Below are 17,757 nucleotides of genomic sequence, written 5' to 3'. Positions count from 1 at the left end.
GGACGCCACGCCCCGTCGCCGGAGGGCCGCTCTTCCCTCGGTCAGGGCATCCTGCCCTGACTCGGGCGCGCGCCATCCATGGCGCGCTTGCCGCGACCCTCCGGCGACGGGACGTGGCTCGGCGGTCGTCGAGGTCCGGCTTTCGTCCGTGTGGAACCCGAGTGACCGAGCCGGGTGCTCGCACCGCAGCCTTCCGGCTGGCGGATATCCAGTCGTTCCGCAGACGGGTGAGCGGCTGTCCGACGTCCCGCAAGCGGACGCCGAGGCCCATCCGGAGCAGCGATTGAATCGCCGGACGAACGAGGAATCATCTCCGTCTCCAGAGGCGACTGCGCGTGAGTCGAGGACTGCGATCGCCTTGACGCATCAAGTCCGCTGCTGCTCCTTCCCCCCGCTCATGTGAGCGGGGGAAAGGTCAAACGCGCTCAGAACTCCGTCGACAGGCTCACCGAGTACGACACGCCCGGGTCGTAGCGCAGGATGTTGACCTTCTGGCCTGCACGCTCCTGGTACTCGTGGAACTCCGTGTCCAGCAGGTTGCGGGCGGCGAAGCCGATGGTCAGCGGCTGCTCGCCGAAGCGCATGGTCTTGCGCAGCACGAAGTCCATGGTCAGGCCGGGTTCTTCCACGTAGTCCGGCTGGCCGGGACGGCCGCGCGCGGACACGCGCTCGCTGACGTAGTTCGCGATCAGCGTCGCCTGCAGGCCGCTGCCTTCGTTCTCGATTCCGAACTGCAGGTTGGCGATGTGCTCGGACTGCCCCTGGAGCACGCTGCCGTCGCGCACGAACAGGCGCGCGGCCACCGGCGTTGCGAAGCCGTAGGGCTGCACCGTGTCGTCCTCGTCGGCATTCACTTCCGAATCGGTCCAGGTGTAGTTGGTGGCCAGGTACAGGCGGTTGCCCGTCCACCAGTCGGCCTGGAATTCCGCGTCGAAGTACTTCTTGAATTCCAGCTCGGCGCCGTAGACGGTCGCCTCGGGCGCGTTGAGGAAGCTCTGGAACGTCGTGCCGCCGGCGAAATTGACGTTCGATTCGATCGGATTGTCGATCAGCTTGTAGAACAGGCCGGCGGTGAAGTACTCGCCGGAGCCGAAGAACCATTCGTAGCGGGCATCGAAGTTGGTCAGCTCGCTGTCGACCAGGAACGGGTTGCCGGTGAACAGGCGGTCGCTGTCGGGATCGGTGTACTGCTGCGGGGCCATCTCGCGGAACTGCGGCCGGGCGATCGTCTGCGAGGCGCCGAAGCGCAACTGCCGGTTCTCTGCGATGTTCCAGGTCACGGTGAGCGCCGGCAGGAAATAGTCGTTGCGCAGCGGCTCGGGGCCCGGCTGGCGCACGCCGGTGAAGATGTCGTACGGATGCACCGCCTGGGTGGCGTCTTCGTAGCGCACGCCCAGCGTCGCACGCAGGTTCGGCGTGATCTCGCCCTCCAGCTGCGCGTAGGCGCCGAGCACCTTGAGCGTGGCGTCGTAGGCGGCGGCGCCGAAGCTGCCGGTGGTCTCGCGCAGGCGCAGCAGGTCCTGGCTCAGGTTGTAGTCGGAGAACAGGTAGTCCGGACGCTGGTAGCGGTTGTAGAACGGCAGCGGGCCGTCGAGCGCGAGGAAGCGGAACTCGCGCGACCACGCGCCGCGATCGTTGTCCATGTACGAGGCGCCGGTGCTGAGGGTGAGGTCGCGCTCGACCGGCAGGCGCCAGGTCAGGTCGACGCCGCCGCTGGCCACCTCGTCCTCCACCGCGCTGAAGCGGGTGTAGTTCTGCACGCGCGAGGCGTCGTGCGCCCAGTAGCCGTCGACGTTCTCGTAGCGGATGCCCTTCTCGTAGGGCACGTCGCGGGTGGCACGGGCCACCGCCGCGCGCCACTCCACCTTCAGGTCGTCGTACTCGCCGAAGGCGTGGCTGCCGCTGAGCTGGTGGTTGAGCATCTCGCGCTCGAACCATTCGGTGTAGTCGTCGCGTGCCTCGAAGCCTGCGAGGTTGTCCACGCCGGCGCGGCTGCGCGCTTCCTTGATCGTGTCGTGCACGTACAGCGTGTTCAGGCCGATGCGATGACGACCCCATTCGTAGCCGATGCCGAGCAGGGCGTTGACGCGGGCGTTGTTGTGGGTGGACAGGAACTCGTAGTCGGAGTCGTACTCGAGCACGTCGCCGACGAAGAAGCCCTGTTCCTGGTCGCCGAAGCGGGTGCGCCATTCGTTCTCGAAGCCGGCGACCGCGATCACGCCCATGCGCGCGTCGTCGCCCATCTCGGCCGACCAGCCGGCGCTGAAGCCGAAATTGGCGTCCGGGTCGATGCTGTCCTTTTCCTGCAACACGTTGAGATTGGCGTTCTGGAAGCTGCGCCCGATGCGGCGGATGTCCTCGCGGCTGAAGTTGCCGAGGTCCACGCGCTGGCCGGTGGCGATGGCGTCCTGCAGCTCGCGCGGCATCTTGCGGGTGCCGTCGTCGTAGCCCCACCAGTCGTCTTCGGAGCCGTAGTAGGTCAAGCCCTTCTCGCCGGTGGTGGCGCTGTTGCCGCCGCCGCCGACGCTGAACTTGAGGAACGGTTCGTCGGGAATCGTCAGCGACTGCAGGTCGACCACGCCGCCGCCGAACTCGCCCGGGTACTTCACCGAGTAGGTCTTCTGCACGGTCATGCCCTGCAGCACCTCGCTCGGGAACAGGTCCAGCGGTATCACGCGCTGCATCGGCTCCGGGCTGGGCAGCGGCGAACCGTTGAGCAGCGCCGATGAGTAACGCTCGCCCAGGCCGCGCACGTAGACGAACTTGTCGCCGACGATGCTCACGCCAGACACGCGCTGCAGGGCCTCGGCCGCGTCGCCGTCGCCGGTGCGCTCGAAGTCCTCGCGGGTGATGAACGAAGCGACCTCGGCGGTCTGCAGCATCGGCTCGGGGATGTATTCGCCGCGCACCTCGACCGCGTCGAGCTGGGCCGGTTGCCCGCTCGCGGGTTCGCTGGCCGCCTGCTGCGCGGCGGAGGCCGGCGCGGCCTGGGCCACGGTGGCGTAAACGATGGTGGCCTGCGGCGGAACGCCGGCGGATCCGCCGGGCGACTCGGGCTGCTGGGCCCATGCGCTCTGGCAGGTGAGCAGGGCGGTGATCGCGACGGACAGGCCGCTGCGTGTCGGATAGCGTGTCATGGTGTGGCCTTGGCTGCGGGGGCGTTGCGGGGCGTCATGCAGAAAGGGGGGCGGCCGCGAATGGCCGCCCCCCGGGTGCGAGGCGTCGGCCCGCTCAGCAGGGCGTGTCGGCCGAAAGGCCGCAGGTCCAGCCCTGCCACCAGGTGTCGGAGGCGTTGCGCACGCCGCCGATGTAGTCCACCTGCTGGAAGAAGCTGTCGACGCCGACCAGTCCCTGGAAGGCAGCGACCGCGGTCTCGTTGGCGCCGTTGACGAACACGTCGGTGAGGGTCGAGGTGCCGGTGGAATTGCCGGTGCCGGCCTCGAACGCGTCCTGCGCGCGCTGGTCCGCGAACGGGGTCGGGCAGGTGAAGAACACCGAGCCGAAGGTGCCGGTGGTGTTCTCGTCCGAGATGCTCAGGCACTGCGTGCCGGCATCCGTGCCACCTTCCGGACGGGTCACCACGGTGTTGTAGAACTCGGCCTGCGTGCCCTGGTTGAGCGTGATCGCGGCGCCGCCGCCGGCACGGCCGACGTAGGTGAAGTTGGCGACCTTCGGGTTCGAGTACGGCTCGCGACGGATCGACGACCACTCGTTCATGCGATCGCCGCCGCCGGCACGCTGGAGCACGATGCCGAACTGCAGCGAACCGTCCCAGCCGGTGTCGGTGTCGAGGCTGTCGTCGTCGGCGCCGGTGACCACGATGTAGCGCCCGTTGACCGTGCCGCCGAAGAACTCGATGCCGTCGTCGGAACTGTTGTGCACCTGCACGTACTCGAACAGGGTGCCGTCGCCGACGCCGCCCATGGTGATGCCGTTGAGCTCGTTGTTGGCGGTGACCTCGAAGCCCGAGTGCTTGACCCGCAGGTACCTGACGACGCCCGAGTTGTCGCGCGGGGCGTTGCCGCCGTAGAAGCCGTCGGTGCCTTCGATCTGCTCCTGGCACTCGGGCGTGCCGGAGACGGTCTCGCCGGGGCAGGCATTGATCGGCGCGCGGCCGAGCAGCACGAGGCCGCCCCACAGGCCGATCGAATCCGCGCCGGTGTCGCCTTCGAGGTCGGCGCGGGCAGTGAGGGTGATGGGATCGCTGGCGGTGCCTTCGGCGTAGATCTGCGAGCCGCGGTTGACGACCAGCAGGTCGGCGCCGGCGGAACCGTACAGGGTCACGCCGGGCTCGATGGTGAGGATGCCCTGCTCCGCGTCGGCGACCGGTGCATTCGCGTCGCCACCGCGGTCGTCACCGACCGCGACGCGGCCGCTGATCGCATAGACGGTACCGTCGCGCTGCGGGATCACGAAGTTGCCGACGATGCGTTCCGGCAGGCGGCACGCGCGCAGGCTGTTGTCGGCCACGGTGCCGATGTTGGCGAAGCCTTCCGGGCAATCCGCGGCGGGCCCGTCGCTCGGCGGCGGCGGCGGCGGCGGGGTGGTCGGCGGCGGGGGCGGCGGCGTGGTGGGCGGCGGCGGGAAGGCGCCCTCGCCCGGCGACGCGACGCGGTCGGCACCGTTGCCGCCGCAGCCGCTGAGGGCGAGCACCGCGCCGAACGTCATGAGCAGGGCCTTGGAACTGTGGCGCATGGACATCTGTAGGTCTCCGGAGGGAATGGACTGCGAACGCAGCAGTGGAACCGCGGCCCTGTTCCGCCCGTCGGGGCGGCAACCGCTGCGTTCCGGTGAATCGGAGGTGAAGGCTAGGTCCGTTGCGTGACAGCTTTCTTGCAGCCATGCGACGTATTTCCCCGGATCGTCATGCGCGCGCCCGGTTGCGTTCGCGCGACAGCTGTCATCGCGCTGTCATGTTTCGCGGGCCTGCTGGTATGCACACGCGTGCGAGGGAGCATCGGATGGAAGGCAGGCCGCGCATCGACCGGGCCGCGCTGGACTGGCTGCTGGGCCAGGTGCGTTCGGGTGCAGCGCCCGACGACGTGCTCGCGTCCATGGTCGGGCAGGGTTGGCAGGCCGACGACGCCGCGGCCGCGCTCGAGTCGGCGATGCGCACGCACCTGGAAGAGCACGCGCGCGACCACGGCCTGCCGCCGCCGGAGAAGGTGCCGTGCCCGGTCGGCATGAACGACTCGTCGGTGATCGACGCGGGCGACCGCCGGGTGCAGGTACTGGCGAACATGCTGCATCCGCGCGTGGTGGTGTTCGGCGGCGTGCTCTCGGAAGAGGAGTGCGACGCGATGGTGGCGATGGGTCGCGAACGGCTGAAACCTTCCTCGGTGTTCAATCCGGACACAGGCGCCGATGAAGCGCACGAGGCGCGCAGCAGCCAGGGCACCTTCTTCCGCAGGAGCGAGAACCCGCTGTGCGCGCGCATCGAGCAGCGCCTGGCGGCACTGGTCGACTGGCCGCTCGAGAACGGGGAAGGGCTGCAACTGCTGCGCTACGGCCCGGGCGCACAGTACAAGCCGCACTACGACTACTTCGATCCCGACCGCCCCGGCGCGCACGTGGCGCTGTCGCGCGGCGGCCAGCGGGTGGCCTCGATCGTGATGTACCTCAACACGCCGGCGCGCGGCGGCGCCACCACGTTCCCGGATGCGCGGTTCGAAGTCGGCGCGGTGAAGGGCAATGCGGTGTTCTTCGCCTACGATCGACCGCATCCGATGACCGGCAGCCTGCACGGCGGCGCGCCGGTGATCGAAGGCGAGAAGTGGGTGGCGACCAAGTGGCTGCGCGTCGGGCGGCACCTCTAGCAACCGTTCGTCTGGAAAAAGATACCGCTCGTCCAGCGCGGCCGGCTTTGTCATCAAGGTGTAACCCACCACGCTCCGGCACGTAGTGTGATCACTCCACTTACCTGCAACTGCGCCCCGGCGCCGGAGTACTGGATCATGCGGATCGCGATTCCCCTGCTGCTGTCGCTCGCCCTGCCTGTCGCGGGCTTCGCGTCCGACGCCCCGCAGTCGACGCAGCACGTCTACACCTTCGCCGTCGCGCTCGACGCGGAAGGCCGCCTGGAGCGGCTGGAGCCGTACGGGTCGATGCCGGGCGCCGCCGGCGACGCGCTGTCGGCCGAGATCCGCGACTGGGTGTTCGCCCCCGATGCCGGCGCACGCGAAGGCAAGGGCACGCGGACCTACCTGCGCGTGGTGGTCGACGAGCCCGTGCACGGCGACTACCGCGTGGTCTCGGCGACCACCGGCCCGGCGCTGGCGGCGATGACGCCGCCCGACTATCCGATGCGCGACCAGCTTTCCGGCAGGGAAGGCATGGTGGTGCTGCGGCTTCAGGTGTCGGCGGACGGCGCGGTGGACGGCGTCGACGTCCACGCCGCGACGGGCAACGTCACCCGGGCGATGGCCGGTGCCGCGGCGACGGCGTCCCGTCAATGGCGGTTCGCGCCCGAGCAGGTCGCGGGGCAGCCGGTCCCGTCCACGCTGCTGTGGCCGGTGTGCTATCTCGGGCCCAGGTCGGCGCCGTCGACCTGCAACTGGACCGGACCCGACGACCAGCGCTTCTCGAGCAAGACCGTGTTGCCGCTGGATCCCAACGTCACCGTCTCCTACGCTGCGGCGCGCTGAGCAAGGGCGACGTGGCCGTGTCCGCAGCGCCCACATGCGCTGCGGGCGGCTGCCGCGTCCACCACGGAAGATCGCTCCGCGCCGCGACTATCCGCCGTCGTCATGTCCTTGAACCGGCACAGGTCGCGGATCACGCAGTGCGGACAGTCGGGCTTGCGCGCCTTGCACACGTAGCGGCCGTGCAGGATGAGCCGGCCCGCGAGTCGCCAGGGCGCCGTGGTCTGGCTGCCGCGCCCGCGGCCGACGATCGCTCCGCGCAGGCGACTATCCGGCCGTCGTCTTGTCCCTGAACCTGCACAGGTCGCGGATCACGCAGTGGGGACAGTCGGGCTTGCGCGCCTTGCACACGTAGCGGCCGTGCAGGATGAGCCGGCCCGCGAGTCGCCAGGGCGCCGTGGTCTGGCTGCCGCGCCCGCGGCCGATGATCGCTCCGCGCAGGCGACTATCCGGCCGTCGTCTTGTCCCTGAACCTGCACAGGTCGCGGATCACGCAGTGGGGACAGTCGGGCTTGCGCGCCTTGCACACGTAGCGGCCGTGCAGGATGAGCCAGTGATGCGCCCCCAGCAAAAACTCGTCCGGCACCACCCGCATCAGCCCGTCCTCCACCGCCCGCACGTCCTTGCCCAGCGCCAGGCCGGTGCGGTTGGCGACGCGGAAGATATGCGTGTCCACCGCGATCGTGCCTTCGCCGAACACGGTGTTGAGCACGACGTTCGCGGTCTTGCGGCCGACGCCGGGAAGCGCCTCGAGTGCTTCGCGCGTGCGCGGCACCTGCCCGTCGTGCTCATCGACGAGGATCCGGCACAGCGCGATCACGTTCTTCGCCTTCGCATTGAACAGGCCGATGGTCGAGATGTAGCGCTTCAGTCCTTCCTCGCCGAGCGCGAGGATCGCCTGCGGCGTGTTCGCCACCGGATACAGGCGGCGCGTGGCCTTGTTGACTCCGACGTCCGTCGCCTGCGCCGACAGCACCACCGCGACCAGCAGCTCGAACGCGTTCGTGTACTCCAGTTCCGTGGTGGGTGCGGGATCGACCTCCGCCAGGCGCGAGAACAGCTCGCGGACTTCGGCGGGCGACAGCAGGCTGCGGGCGCCGGCCGGCCGGCGCCCGCGCTTGCGCGCGACCGGCGGCGTCATGGCGATCCCGCGCGTGCCTTGGCGCGCGCCAGTGCGGCCGCGGCGGCGGCCGGCAGTCCCGGTGTCACCGCGGGAGCCGCGGTCGGCGATCCGTCGCCGGCCTTCCCGGAATCGGGGGGCGATGCCGCAGCCCGGCGGGCTTCGCGTTCGGGCTTGCGCCGCGCGAGGCGCGCCTGACGCGACCGGTAGCGCGCGCGCGCGTCCCACGCCGCTTGCAGGCGCCGCCGCGTTTCCACCACCAGCGTGCGCGAGGCCTCGTCGAGCCCCCGTAGCGCATCGTCGCTGCAAGCCATCAGGCCCGCGTCGATGGCCGCATCGATCGCGTCGTCGCGCAGCAGCTCGACCAGCCGTCTTGCGTCGGGGTTCGCTCCCGTGCCGTTGGCGGAACCGGGCGCGGCGGGTTCTCGGGACATCGGCGGCCGGCCGCGTCAGCGCCCGTGAAAGACAGGCTTGCGCTTGTCGAGGAAGGCGGCCGTGCCCTCGCGCATGTCCTCTGTGGAGAACACCAGGCCGAACTGCGCGGCCTCGTACTCGAGACCTTCCTCGATCCCGGCTTCGCCACCCACCTGGATGCAGTCGAGGATTCCGCGCAGCGCCAGCGGCGCGGCGCCGGCCAGTTGCGTCGCCAGCTTCATCGTCTCGGCCTCGAGCTCGGCCGCAGGCACCACCCGGTTGACGATGCCAAGCTGGAGCGCGCGCGCCGCATCGATCGGCGCACCCGCCAGGCACAGCTCCAGCGCCGCGGCGCGACCGGCCAGCCGCAGCAGGCGCTGGGTGCCGCCGAAGCCCGGGATCAGGCCGAGGTTGATCTCCGGCTGGCCAAGCCGTGCGGTATCGGCCGCGATCCGCAGGTGGCAGCACATCGCCAGTTCCAGTCCACCGCCGAGCGCGAAGCCGTTGACCATGGCGATGACCGGCTTCGGCAACCGTTCGAAGCGCCGCATCATCCGCTGGCCGCGCAGGGCGAAGTCACGGCCCTGCGCGGGACTCAGGCCCGACATCTCGGCGATATCCGCGCCGGCGACGAATGCTTTCGGCCCCGCGCCGGTGAGCACCAGCACGCGGACCTGCGGATCGGCTGCGGCCGCGTCGGCGGCGACGTGCAACGCGTCGAGCGTGGCGGAATCCAGTGCATTCAGCTTGGCGGGACGATCGATGGTGATGACGCGGATCGCGCCGCGATCGTCGATGCGCAGGGGGGAATCGGTCATGTGCGAACGAATTCTTAAGGTTGGGGAGGAGGCCAGGCGCCCGGGCGGGAACTCCGCGGCCGGGTCCGGGTCACAGGAGGGCGTCAGTGGCGGTTAAGCCCTGCGGCCGCTATCCTAGCGTGTCCATCAGGGGGCGGCTCGACCGCCCCGTGTCGTGTCTGGGCCGGACTCCGGCCAATCGAATTTCCTGGGAGATTGACTGAATGAAAGTGCGCCTGCTTGCCGCCAGCCTCGCGGCAATGACCCTGGTTTCCGCAGCGGCCTCCGCGCAGGACACCACGTCCGAGAGAGGCAAGCTGAGCTACGCGATCGGCTTCAACACCGGCGTGGAACTCGCCGAACTCACTGCGCGCGGCGAGGCGGTCGACGTCAACACCGTGATCAAGGCGATCCAGGACGCGTACGCCAAGAAGCAGCCGGCGGTTCCCGTCGACCAGCTCAAGGCCGCAGTGGAAAACATGCAGAAGCGCCAGCAGGCGAAGATGCAGGCCGAGTTCACCAAGCTGTCGACGGACAACAAGACCCAGAGCGACGCCTTCCTCGCGCAGAACCGCGCCAAGCAGGGCGTCCAGACCCTGCCGGGCAGCACGGTCCAGTACCGCGTGATCGAGAACGGCAGCGGCGCCAAGCCGACCCAGGCCAGCGACGTGCAGCTCAACTACAAGGGCGCGCTGCCCGACGGCACCGTGTTCGTCGACACCGCGCAGCCGCAGGGCGAAGGCCAGCAGGCCGGCCCGGTGACGATGAAGGTCAGCCAGATCCCGCTGGTGGGCCTGCGCGAGGCGCTGCTGCAGATGCCTGCCGGCGCGCGCTGGGAAGTGGTGCTGCCGGGCGACAAGGCCTATGGCACCGACATGCGCGCCGGTCGCATGGCGAACCAGGCGGTCGTGTTCGACGTCAAGCTGGTCAGCGTCAAGTAAGGCAGGGATCCGCGCCCTGGCGCGGGTAGCTTCCGCCACGCCGGCGAGACCCGGTGGTGGAAACGGCGATGTAATGCACGCACGGCCCGCGCTCGACGCGGGCCGTGTGCCTTTCCGGCGACCGCGTATGCGCGCCGGGAAGGCGCAGGTCGTGCGTTCGCAAGTCGCGGCCACCGGACCCTGATCCGGAGGCTTCGCAAACGGCGAAGACTGCTGCCCGCCTCGCCCACATGCGGCAGCGCCTGCGCGGCATGGCGCCGCGGCTGCTCCGCTTCCCCGGGGAAAGGATCGTCCCGTTTTCACGCGCCGGCCTGCCGGTGCACATGATGTGTTGCGGCGGACGGCGCCGCCGTATGGCAATGTTCCCCCCGATGAACTCCACCTTCCGTGCCGTGCTCAGTCCCTGCATCGGCGTCTGCATGCTCGACGAGACGAGCATGTGCATGGGCTGCCATCGCAGCGCTGCGGAAATCGCCCGCTGGCTGCACATGGACGACGACGAGCGGCTGCGGCTGATGGAAGACGTGCTTCCGCAACGCGAGGCGCAGCGCACGAGGTGACGGCTCCGATGACGCGTTTCGATTCGACGGGAAGGTTCGGGCCGCGGTTCGAGCGCATCGCGCGCGCATTGCATCCGATCGACGCCGAGCCGGCGGGGCCGGAATGGAACCTGGCCGAACTCGATGGCCTGCCTGCGCGCGACGCCACGATCCCGGCGGCGGTGCTGCTCGGCCTGGTCGAACGCGACGACGATCTGCAGGTGGTGCTCACGCGCCGCACCGAGGCGCTGCGCCTGCACGCCGGCCAGGTGAGCCTGCCGGGCGGACGCATGGACCCCGGCGACGACAGCCTGCTCGCCGCCGCGTTGCGCGAGGCCAGGGAGGAGATCGGTCTCGAATCCGCGCAGGTCTCGCCCCTGGGGTTCCTCGATCCGATGCGCACCGTCACCGGCTACCGGGTGATGCCGGTGATCGCCCGGCTCGATCCGGGCTTCGTGGCGCGCCCCGATCCGGCGGAAGTCGCGGCGGTGTTCGAGGTGCCGCTGGGGTTCCTTCTGGCGCGCGACCATCTGCGTGAGCTGGAGATCAGCTTCGCCGGCCGCATCCGCCACGTGCTGGAGTTCGCGCCGTATCCGGGTGCGCCGGAGCAGCGCATCTGGGGCGTGACCGCCTCGATCCTGTACAACCTGCGCGAGCGGCTGGAGGCGACGGCATGACGCTGCACTGGAATACGCTGGTGTCGGCGGAGGCGCTCGCGGCCGCGCTGCATGCGCCGGACCTGGTGGTGCTGGATTGCCGCGCCTCGCTCGCGGATCCCGATGCCGGGGAGCGCGCCCATCGCGCGGCGCACGTTCCCGGCGCGCTGCATGCGCATCTCGAGCGCGACCTCTCGGGTCCGCGCAGGCCCGGGCAGGGCCGGCATCCCTGGCCCGAGCCCGGCACGTTCAACGCGCGGCTCGCGGACTGGGGGATCTCGCCCGCGACCCGTGTGGTCGCCTACGACGCCGGCGACGGCGCCTTCGCGGCACGCCTGTGGTGCCTGCTGCGCATGCTCGGCCACGGCGCGGTGGCGGTCCTCGACGGCGGCTGGACGCGATGGCTGGCCGCGGACCAGCCGGTTGAAGCCGGGGTGCCGACGCCGCGGCGCGGCGCCTACAGCGCTGCGTTCGACCGCTCGCGCCTGCTCGATGCCGAAGGCAGCCGCCGCCAGCTCGAACGCGGTGGCCTGCTGATCGACGCGCGCGCGCCCGAGCGTTTCCGCGGCGAGGTCGAACCGATCGATCCCGTCGCCGGCCACGTCCCGGGCGCGATCAACCGCCCCTATGCGGCGAATCTGTCCGGTGGCCGCTTCAAGCCGGCCCCGCAGCTGCGCGCGGAGTTCGATGCATTGATGGGTGGCCGCGCGCCCGGCGAGGTCGTGGCCATGTGCGGCTCCGGCGTCACCGCCTGCCACCACCTGCTGGCGATGGAGCACGCGGGCCTGTCCGGGGCGAAGCTGTACACCGGCTCGTGGAGCGGCTGGATCGACGATCCGGCACGGCCGGTCGCGACCGGCGAGACCTGAGCCTACTTCCCGAGCTTCGCCACCAGCGCGCGCAATGCGGCCTGCGTGTCGGGATCGCCCCAGGCGGCGACGAAGCGGTCCAGTTCGATGAGTTCCGGCTCCAGCGCGGCCACCACTTCCGCGCGCGCGATCGCACGCGTCGCCAGCATCGGCTTGCGCGGCAACGACAGCAGGGCGCGCAACCAGTCCAACGCGCGCCGGGGGACCTCGTCGATGTCGGCCAGTTCGTCGACCAGACCGATCTCCAGTGCGCGCCGGGCATCCACCATCTCGCCCGCGACCAGCAGGCGTTCGGCCCGGTGCGGACCCACCACCCGACGCAGCAGGCGCTGGATGCCCTCCGGCGCCACCAGCCCGACCTGGGTCTCGTTGAGGCCGAGCCGGTAGTCGCCTGCCGCCATCACCCGGTAGTCGCAGCACAGCGCCAGCACGCAGCCGCCGGCGGGCGCATGGCCGTTGAGCGCGGCCACCACCGGCACGGGACATCCGGCGAGCGCGCGGGCCGCGAGGAAGAAGTCTTCCCAGGCTTCGCGCACGGACGCGGCATCGAGGCTCAGCAGGTGGGGGACGTCGAGGCCGGCGGAGAACGCCTTGGGGCCGCCGCACAGGACGATGCCCTGTGCGCCCGCTGCGACGGCGTCGGCGACTGCGCCGCGCAGCTGCCGGCAAAGGTCCGGGTCGAGTGCGTTGACCGGTGGCCTGGCGAGGCGCAGTTCATGGATGCCGTCGTGTTCGGCGCGTTCGATGAGCGGTTGCATGCAGGGGGTCCGGGTGGCGTCGCGATATCATAGGAGCATGGATACCCTTCGCCGCCTCGCCTGCCTTGTCGTGCTGTTCGCCGCGGCGTCGCCGGTGTGGGCGGACGACGCCTGCATCCCCGTCGTCGAATCGGGCTGGATCCGGCAGCCGCCGATGGCGATGCCGATGATGGCCGGGTTCGCCGAGGTCCGGAATCCGTGCGACGCGCCGGTGGCCATCGTCGCCGCGGCCAGTCCCGCGTTCGCGTCGGTGGAGCTGCATGAAACGCGCAAGCTCGATGGCGTCAGCCGGATGCGGCATGTGGAGCGCCTGGCGGTGCCGGCTCGCGGCGGGGTTTCGCTGGCGCCTGGCGGGCTGCACCTGATGCTGATGCGACCGGAGGCGGAGGTCGAGCTCGGGCAGCGCGTTCCGGTCGAACTGGAACTGGCGGATGGCCGCAAGCTGCGCGCGGAGTTCGAAGTGCGCAGGCCGGACGCACTGTAACGGCCCCGGACTTCGATGGACGCCGGCGGCCGCGTGGATCGACGCCCGCCCGGCAACTCCCACCGGCGATCGACGTGACGCAGCAGTTGCGCCCGCCCGCGCGCCTCATGCCGGGGTTGCGCCGGGTTTCTGTTCATCGCTGAAACACCACCGGCGCCGTCGTTTCTGGCTGCCGGATCAATGGCTTGCGCGTCGCCCATCGGGTCGCGCGGTGGCGAGGGGCGGCCCGGCGTTTCAGTTCTGAAACGTTTCTTGCGCCGGAACCTGAGCGCGGGCCCGTGGCGGCCGTCCCCATTGCACGCATGCCACCGGAAATCCGAGCCGAATCAATCTCATGGAAGCGTCCGCTGGCGGTTGGCACCGCGTTTGCGAGGTTGCCCCTGCGCCGATGTCGTCGGACATGCATGCGTCGGCGCATTCGAACCCCAAGGAGTATTGCAATGCGCATTCGAAACAGCCTCATGACTGCAGCCGTACTGGTCGCGCTGGGTGCCCCGGGCCATCTGCTGGCCCAGGACCAGAACGAAGCCGGTGCCGGCGACAACAATTCGACCCGCGGCAGCAACCGCGACAACATCGGGCTCGCGCTGGCGCTCGGCGCCGGCAACGCCGCGGCGGACAACAACAGCAGCGCCTCGTCCAGCATGGCCGATTCGTTCAACACCAGCACCAGCACGGTCGTCGCGACCACCGCGCTCAACGGCCTGGTGACCGGCAACAGCGTCTCGGGCATCGGCAACATCGCGGGCAACAGCGGCAACGCCGGTGGTGGCGATGGTGGCGATGGTGGCGCCGGCCTGGGTGGGATCGCGGTCGGCGGCTTCGCCGATGGCGGCGATGGCGGCGACGGCGGCAGCGCGGCGGCCGGCAGCGCCCGCGATGGCGACTCGGCCAGCGCCAGCCTGAACGGCGCGCTCGGCGTGGCCGCATCCGAAGCCGACTCCGATGCGCGGGCGCGGACCCGCGAGCGTGGACCCGGCGCGGCCGACGCGACCGCCGATGCCCCGGCGGACGCCTGGGCTTCGGCCAGCACCTCGGCCACCGGCGGGGATGCTTCGAGCGGCAACAGCGGCAGCAGCGGCAATGCCAGTGCGATGGCCGGCGACGGCGGCGCGGGCGGCGCGGCGCGCGGCGGCGATGCGACCGGCGGAGCGGGCGACGGCGGCGACGGCGGCGACGGCGGAGCAGGCGGCGTCGCGTATGCCCACGCCGGCAGCTTCGAGATGTCGAACACGATGAACGGTTCGGCGAACGCCGCTGCCGGGATCATGGTGATGGCGCAGAACAGCGGCGCCTCGGCCCTGATCCAGCAGGGCGTGACCGTGCAGGCCAACCTGACGGTCGGCCCGTAAGCGGGTCGCGGACGGCCCCGCGGGCGACCGCGGGGCCGCTTCCGCCAGGCAGCGACCTGGCGGCGGCTGCGGATCGGAAGGAGAACCTCATGGACGCAAGCAAGCGATCGAAGCCCGGCGTGTGGGTGGCGTTGTTGTGGCTGGCGTGGCCGCTGTCGGCGTCGGCCTCGGACACCAACGTGGACCGCGCCGATGACGCCTCCGTGCCGCCTGTGCCGGCGGTCCTCGGACCGGTCGTCCCGGAAGGCGCGCTGGCGGCCTTGCGCGGCGGCGACGCCTCGGTGGTGGTGAGCGTGGACAACCACGGCAACGTGTCCGGCAACAGCGCCAGCGACCTGGTCTCGGGCGGCAACCACGTCGGCGAGGGCGCGTTCGCACATGCGGCCGGGCTGGCGACGGTGATCCAGAACAGCGGATCGAACGTACTGATCCAGAACGGCACCTCGGTCAACGTCCGCTTCGGCGACCCGGGGCGCTGACGATGGTCCCGCGTCTTGCGCCGGTGCTGGCAGCGCTGATGGCGATCGTGCCGGCCTGCGCGCCTGGCGCGGACCTGGCGCTGCGCGTGCCCGGTGGCGGCGGGTACTCGGTCGCCGTGACCAGCCTGAAGGAGGCGCGCTTCCGCTCGACGGTGCGCCAGCAGTACGACTTCAGCTGCGGCTCCGCGGCGGTGGCGACCCTGCTGACCTACCAGTACGGCATGCCTGTCACCGAGGCCGAGGTGTTCCGCGCGATGTACGCCGCCGGCGACCAGGGCAGGATCCGCCGCGAGGGCTTTTCCCTGCTCGACATGCGTGCCTACCTGGAGTCGCGCGGCTTGCGCGCCGACGGGTTCGTCCTGCCGCTCGACAAACTGCACGAACAGGGCCTGCCGGCGATCGTGCTGTTGAACGAGCGCGGCTACCGGCATTTCGTGGTGGTGCGCGGACTGCGCGACGGACGGGTGCTGGTGGGCGATCCGGCCCGGGGTACACGCGCGATCCGGCGCCGCGATTTCGAGGCCATGTGGGACAGCAGGGTGCTGTTCGTGGTCCACAACCGTCGCGAGCTGGCGAGCTTCAACGCCACGCGCGACTGGAACCTTGCGCCGGTGGCTCCGCTGCAGCTCGGCATCGCCCGGCAGGGATTGCGCGATGTGGTGATGCCGCGCCGCGGGCCCGGGGAAATCTGATGGGAGCGATCGCGCGCAGCGTCGTGTCCGCCTCGATCGTGGCCGCCGCCCTGTGCGCCGGTCCGGCCCGGGCCGGCGGGGACCGGCACGCGGCGATGCCTGGAGCCGAGTGGGTACCGCTCGCCCCCGTGCAGCTCGCCGGCATGCGTGGCGGATACCGGCTGCCCTCGGGCCTGCAGGTCTCGTTCGGATTCGAACGGCTGGTACACGTCAACGGGCAGCTGGTCTCGGCGCTGCGCGTCCAGGTCGCCGACGTGGGACGGATCAGCCCCCAGGAGGCGGCGCAACTCGCCGCACTGGGGCAGGCGCAACTGCTGCAGATCGGCGCCGGCAACACGATGCAGGCGCAGATGACCGGGCTGGTGGTCCAGAACACGCTCGACAACCAGTCCATCCAGGTGCGCACGACGCTCGATGCCGGGGTCGGCACGCTGGGCATGTGGCAGGCGCTCAATGCCGGCGAGGCGCTGCAGCAGGCTTCCCTGTCGGCGCTGGCCGGCCCCTAGGACCGGCTTCATGGGCAGACAGGGAGGTGGCATGAATCAGGAGGAACGGGGCGCGGTGTCTTCCCTTCGTGCCCGGCATGCGACTCGGGCACTGCCGCCATTGGCCTTCGCGGCCGCTGGCTGTTTCGCGCTGCTGACGCAGGGCGCATGGGCGCAGGACGCGGAACCGGCGCAGGTGGGCGACGAGGGGCATCGGCTACGGTCGCTGGAAGCGCGGCTGTCCGAGCAGGACCGGCAGATCGACGCACTGCAGGCGCTCGCGCAGCGTCAGCAGCGCGAACTCGACGGACTCAGGCACGACTTGCGCGGGTCGGTCCTGGACGACCTGCGTGCGCGCGGCTCCGATTCGCCGGCACCGGCGTTGCCGCTCGCGATCGCGGACACCGCCGCCACGTTCGCCTCGCCCGCGACCGGCGTGGTGCAGGCCACGGCGACTCCCGGGGCCACGGGCCAGTCCGCTCCGGAGCCGAATCCGTCCGCCATCCAGGGTCCCGTGGGGCGGCCGCCCGACTCGGCGGAGCGACCGCCCGAGGTCGCGCAGATCTTCGACCAGCCGGGTGTGCTCACGCCCAGGGGTCGCCTGACGCTGGAACCGGCGCTGCAGATGGGCTACTCGTCCAACGACCGGGTCGCGCTGGTCGGCTACACGGTGATTCCCGCGATCCTGATCGGCCTGATCGACGTGCGCCAGGTCAAGGTCTCGAGCCTCACAGCCTCGCTGGCCGCACGCTATGGACTGACCCGGCGACTGGAACTCGAACTCAAGCTGCCCTACAGCTACATCACCAGCGACACCGTCAGCCGCGAGATCTTCACCGGCGCGGCCCAGGACACGGTGTTCAACACCGACGGCAGCGGAATGGGCGATGCCGAACTCACCGCGCGCTACCAGCTCAACCACGGCGGCGTTGACAGACCCTTCTACGTGTTGTGGCTGCGCTACAAGTCGCGCACCGGTCGCGACGTGTTCGAGGTGGTGACCGACTGCGTGACCCGCTGCGTGGCCAATGCGACCGGCACCGGGCTGCCGCTGGAGGCGCCGACGGGCAGCGGCTTCTCCGCGTTGCAGCCGGGCATCACGTGGCTGTACGCCTCGGACCCGGTCGTGTTCTTCGGCAGCCTGAGCTACCTGCACAACTTCGAACGCGAGGACGTCTCGCGCACCGTGCTCAGCGGAGCGCCCGAGGGGTATCCGCAGACCACCACCGAACTGATCGGCGATGTCGCCGCCGGCGACATCATCGGCTTCAACGTCGGCATGGGACTGGCGCTCAACGAGCGCGCGGCGGTGAGCTTCGGCTACGACCACAGTTTCGTCGACCGCACCCGCCAGAACGGCGAGGATGCGCCCGGTGCGGTCCGGCTCATGCTCGGGACGCTGATGATGGGGGCGTCGTATCGCCTGTCCGATCGCGCGAACCTGAATGTCGCGCTGGGGGTGGGCGTCACCCGCGATACCCCGGACCTCTCCCTCGCCGTGCGCCTGCCGGTCACGTTCTAGGCCGTCTC

17 protein-coding genes and 2 pseudogenes are annotated in these 17,757 nt (G+C 70.5%); 11 read left to right on the top strand and 8 right to left on the bottom strand.

Features of this window, described 5'->3' with window-relative positions; genetic code table 11:
• Window positions 1–425 precede the first annotated feature (425 nt).
• Complete coding sequence (locus FZO89_RS03270) at window positions 426–3,137, bottom strand: TonB-dependent receptor domain-containing protein (protein ID WP_149101915.1); 2,712 nt, start codon at window positions 3,135–3,137, stop codon at window positions 426–428.
• Window positions 3,138–3,231: 94 nt separating this feature from the next.
• Window positions 3,232–4,701, bottom strand: coding sequence for a hypothetical protein (locus FZO89_RS03265; RefSeq protein ID WP_149101914.1), 1,470 nt, complete (start codon window positions 4,699–4,701; stop codon window positions 3,232–3,234).
• A 260-nt stretch (window positions 4,702–4,961) separates the two neighbouring features.
• Between FZO89_RS03265 and FZO89_RS03260 the strand changes: the two genes are divergently transcribed.
• Entirely contained in the window at window positions 4,962–5,816 is an 855-nt protein-coding gene (locus FZO89_RS03260; protein WP_149101913.1) for a 2OG-Fe(II) oxygenase, read from the top strand.
• 138 nt (window positions 5,817–5,954) lie between these two features.
• A complete protein-coding gene (locus tag FZO89_RS03255) occupies window positions 5,955–6,644 on the top strand; it encodes a TonB family protein (RefSeq protein WP_149101912.1) in 690 nt (229 codons plus the stop codon).
• A 92-nt stretch (window positions 6,645–6,736) separates the two neighbouring features.
• Here FZO89_RS03255 and FZO89_RS03250 read toward each other — a convergent pair.
• From FZO89_RS03250 to FZO89_RS03230, 5 genes and pseudogenes are all read right to left on the bottom strand, one after another.
• Window positions 6,737–6,835 (bottom strand): annotated as a pseudogene (locus FZO89_RS03250) (endonuclease III); the annotation flags it as partial.
• Between the two features lie 73 nt (window positions 6,836–6,908).
• A complete protein-coding gene (locus FZO89_RS03245) occupies window positions 6,909–6,992 on the bottom strand; it encodes a hypothetical protein (protein WP_425480451.1) in 84 nt (27 codons plus the stop codon).
• A gap of 94 nt (window positions 6,993–7,086) precedes the next feature.
• On the bottom strand, window positions 7,087–7,782 hold the full coding sequence (gene nth / locus FZO89_RS03240; RefSeq protein ID WP_149101911.1) for an endonuclease III: 696 nt from the start codon (window positions 7,780–7,782) through the stop codon (window positions 7,087–7,089).
• Window positions 7,779–8,195: a hypothetical protein gene (locus FZO89_RS03235; RefSeq protein ID WP_149101910.1), complete on the bottom strand. Its 417-nt coding sequence runs from the start codon at window positions 8,193–8,195 to the stop codon at window positions 7,779–7,781. The genes nth and FZO89_RS03235 overlap by 4 nt, the downstream gene beginning before the upstream one ends.
• A gap of 15 nt (window positions 8,196–8,210) precedes the next feature.
• Entirely contained in the window at window positions 8,211–8,993 is a 783-nt protein-coding gene (locus FZO89_RS03230) for an enoyl-CoA hydratase/isomerase family protein (protein WP_149101909.1), read from the bottom strand.
• Between the two features lie 203 nt (window positions 8,994–9,196).
• Here FZO89_RS03230 and FZO89_RS03225 point away from each other — a divergent pair, with 203 nt between their 5' ends.
• The 3 genes and pseudogenes from FZO89_RS03225 (at window position 9,197) to FZO89_RS03215 (ending at window position 11,977) form a co-directional block, all read left to right on the top strand.
• Window positions 9,197–9,913 carry an FKBP-type peptidyl-prolyl cis-trans isomerase N-terminal domain-containing protein gene (locus FZO89_RS03225; RefSeq protein WP_149101908.1) on the top strand — a complete coding sequence of 239 codons (717 nt, stop codon included), beginning with the start codon at window positions 9,197–9,199 and terminating at the stop codon, window positions 9,911–9,913.
• A gap of 371 nt (window positions 9,914–10,284) precedes the next feature.
• Window positions 10,285–11,129: pseudogene (locus FZO89_RS03220) on the top strand (NUDIX hydrolase).
• On the top strand, window positions 11,126–11,977 hold the full coding sequence (locus tag FZO89_RS03215; RefSeq protein ID WP_149101907.1) for a sulfurtransferase: 852 nt from the start codon (window positions 11,126–11,128) through the stop codon (window positions 11,975–11,977). The pseudogene FZO89_RS03220 and the gene FZO89_RS03215 overlap by 4 nt, the downstream one beginning before the upstream one ends.
• Window positions 11,978–11,979: 2 nt before the next feature.
• On the opposite strand, the gene FZO89_RS03210 is transcribed toward FZO89_RS03215, so the two are convergent.
• Window positions 11,980–12,735, bottom strand: coding sequence for an enoyl-CoA hydratase/isomerase family protein (locus FZO89_RS03210; RefSeq protein ID WP_149101906.1), 756 nt, complete (start codon window positions 12,733–12,735; stop codon window positions 11,980–11,982).
• Window positions 12,736–12,772: 37 nt separating this feature from the next.
• Here FZO89_RS03210 and FZO89_RS03205 point away from each other — a divergent pair, with 37 nt between their 5' ends.
• The 6 genes from FZO89_RS03205 to FZO89_RS03180 all read left to right on the top strand — a co-directional run bounded on the left by FZO89_RS03205 (window position 12,773) and on the right by FZO89_RS03180 (window position 17,749).
• Window positions 12,773–13,219, top strand: coding sequence for a copper chaperone PCu(A)C (locus tag FZO89_RS03205; protein WP_149101905.1), 447 nt, complete (start codon window positions 12,773–12,775; stop codon window positions 13,217–13,219).
• A gap of 461 nt (window positions 13,220–13,680) precedes the next feature.
• Entirely contained in the window at window positions 13,681–14,571 is an 891-nt protein-coding gene (locus FZO89_RS03200; protein WP_149101904.1) for a hypothetical protein, read from the top strand.
• A gap of 89 nt (window positions 14,572–14,660) precedes the next feature.
• Window positions 14,661–15,050: a hypothetical protein gene (locus FZO89_RS03195; RefSeq protein WP_149101903.1), complete on the top strand. Its 390-nt coding sequence runs from the start codon at window positions 14,661–14,663 to the stop codon at window positions 15,048–15,050.
• Window positions 15,051–15,052: 2 nt separating this feature from the next.
• The gene (locus FZO89_RS03190) at window positions 15,053–15,742 is read left to right on the top strand and encodes a C39 family peptidase (protein ID WP_149101902.1); all 690 of its coding nucleotides are present in this window, start codon (window positions 15,053–15,055) and stop codon (window positions 15,740–15,742) included.
• Window positions 15,742–16,248 carry a hypothetical protein gene (locus tag FZO89_RS03185; protein WP_149101901.1) on the top strand — a complete coding sequence of 169 codons (507 nt, stop codon included), beginning with the start codon at window positions 15,742–15,744 and terminating at the stop codon, window positions 16,246–16,248. The genes FZO89_RS03190 and FZO89_RS03185 overlap by 1 nt, the downstream gene beginning before the upstream one ends.
• Window positions 16,249–16,279: 31 nt before the next feature.
• Complete coding sequence (locus tag FZO89_RS03180) at window positions 16,280–17,749, top strand: acetate kinase (RefSeq protein WP_222928083.1); 1,470 nt, start codon at window positions 16,280–16,282, stop codon at window positions 17,747–17,749.
• Window positions 17,750–17,757 lie beyond the last annotated feature (8 nt).

It is taken from the genome of Luteimonas viscosa (genome assembly GCF_008244685.1).
GTDB classification, from domain to species: Bacteria; Pseudomonadota; Gammaproteobacteria; order Xanthomonadales; family Xanthomonadaceae; genus Luteimonas; species Luteimonas viscosa.
This window is presented reverse-complemented; position numbering and strand designations above follow the sequence as displayed.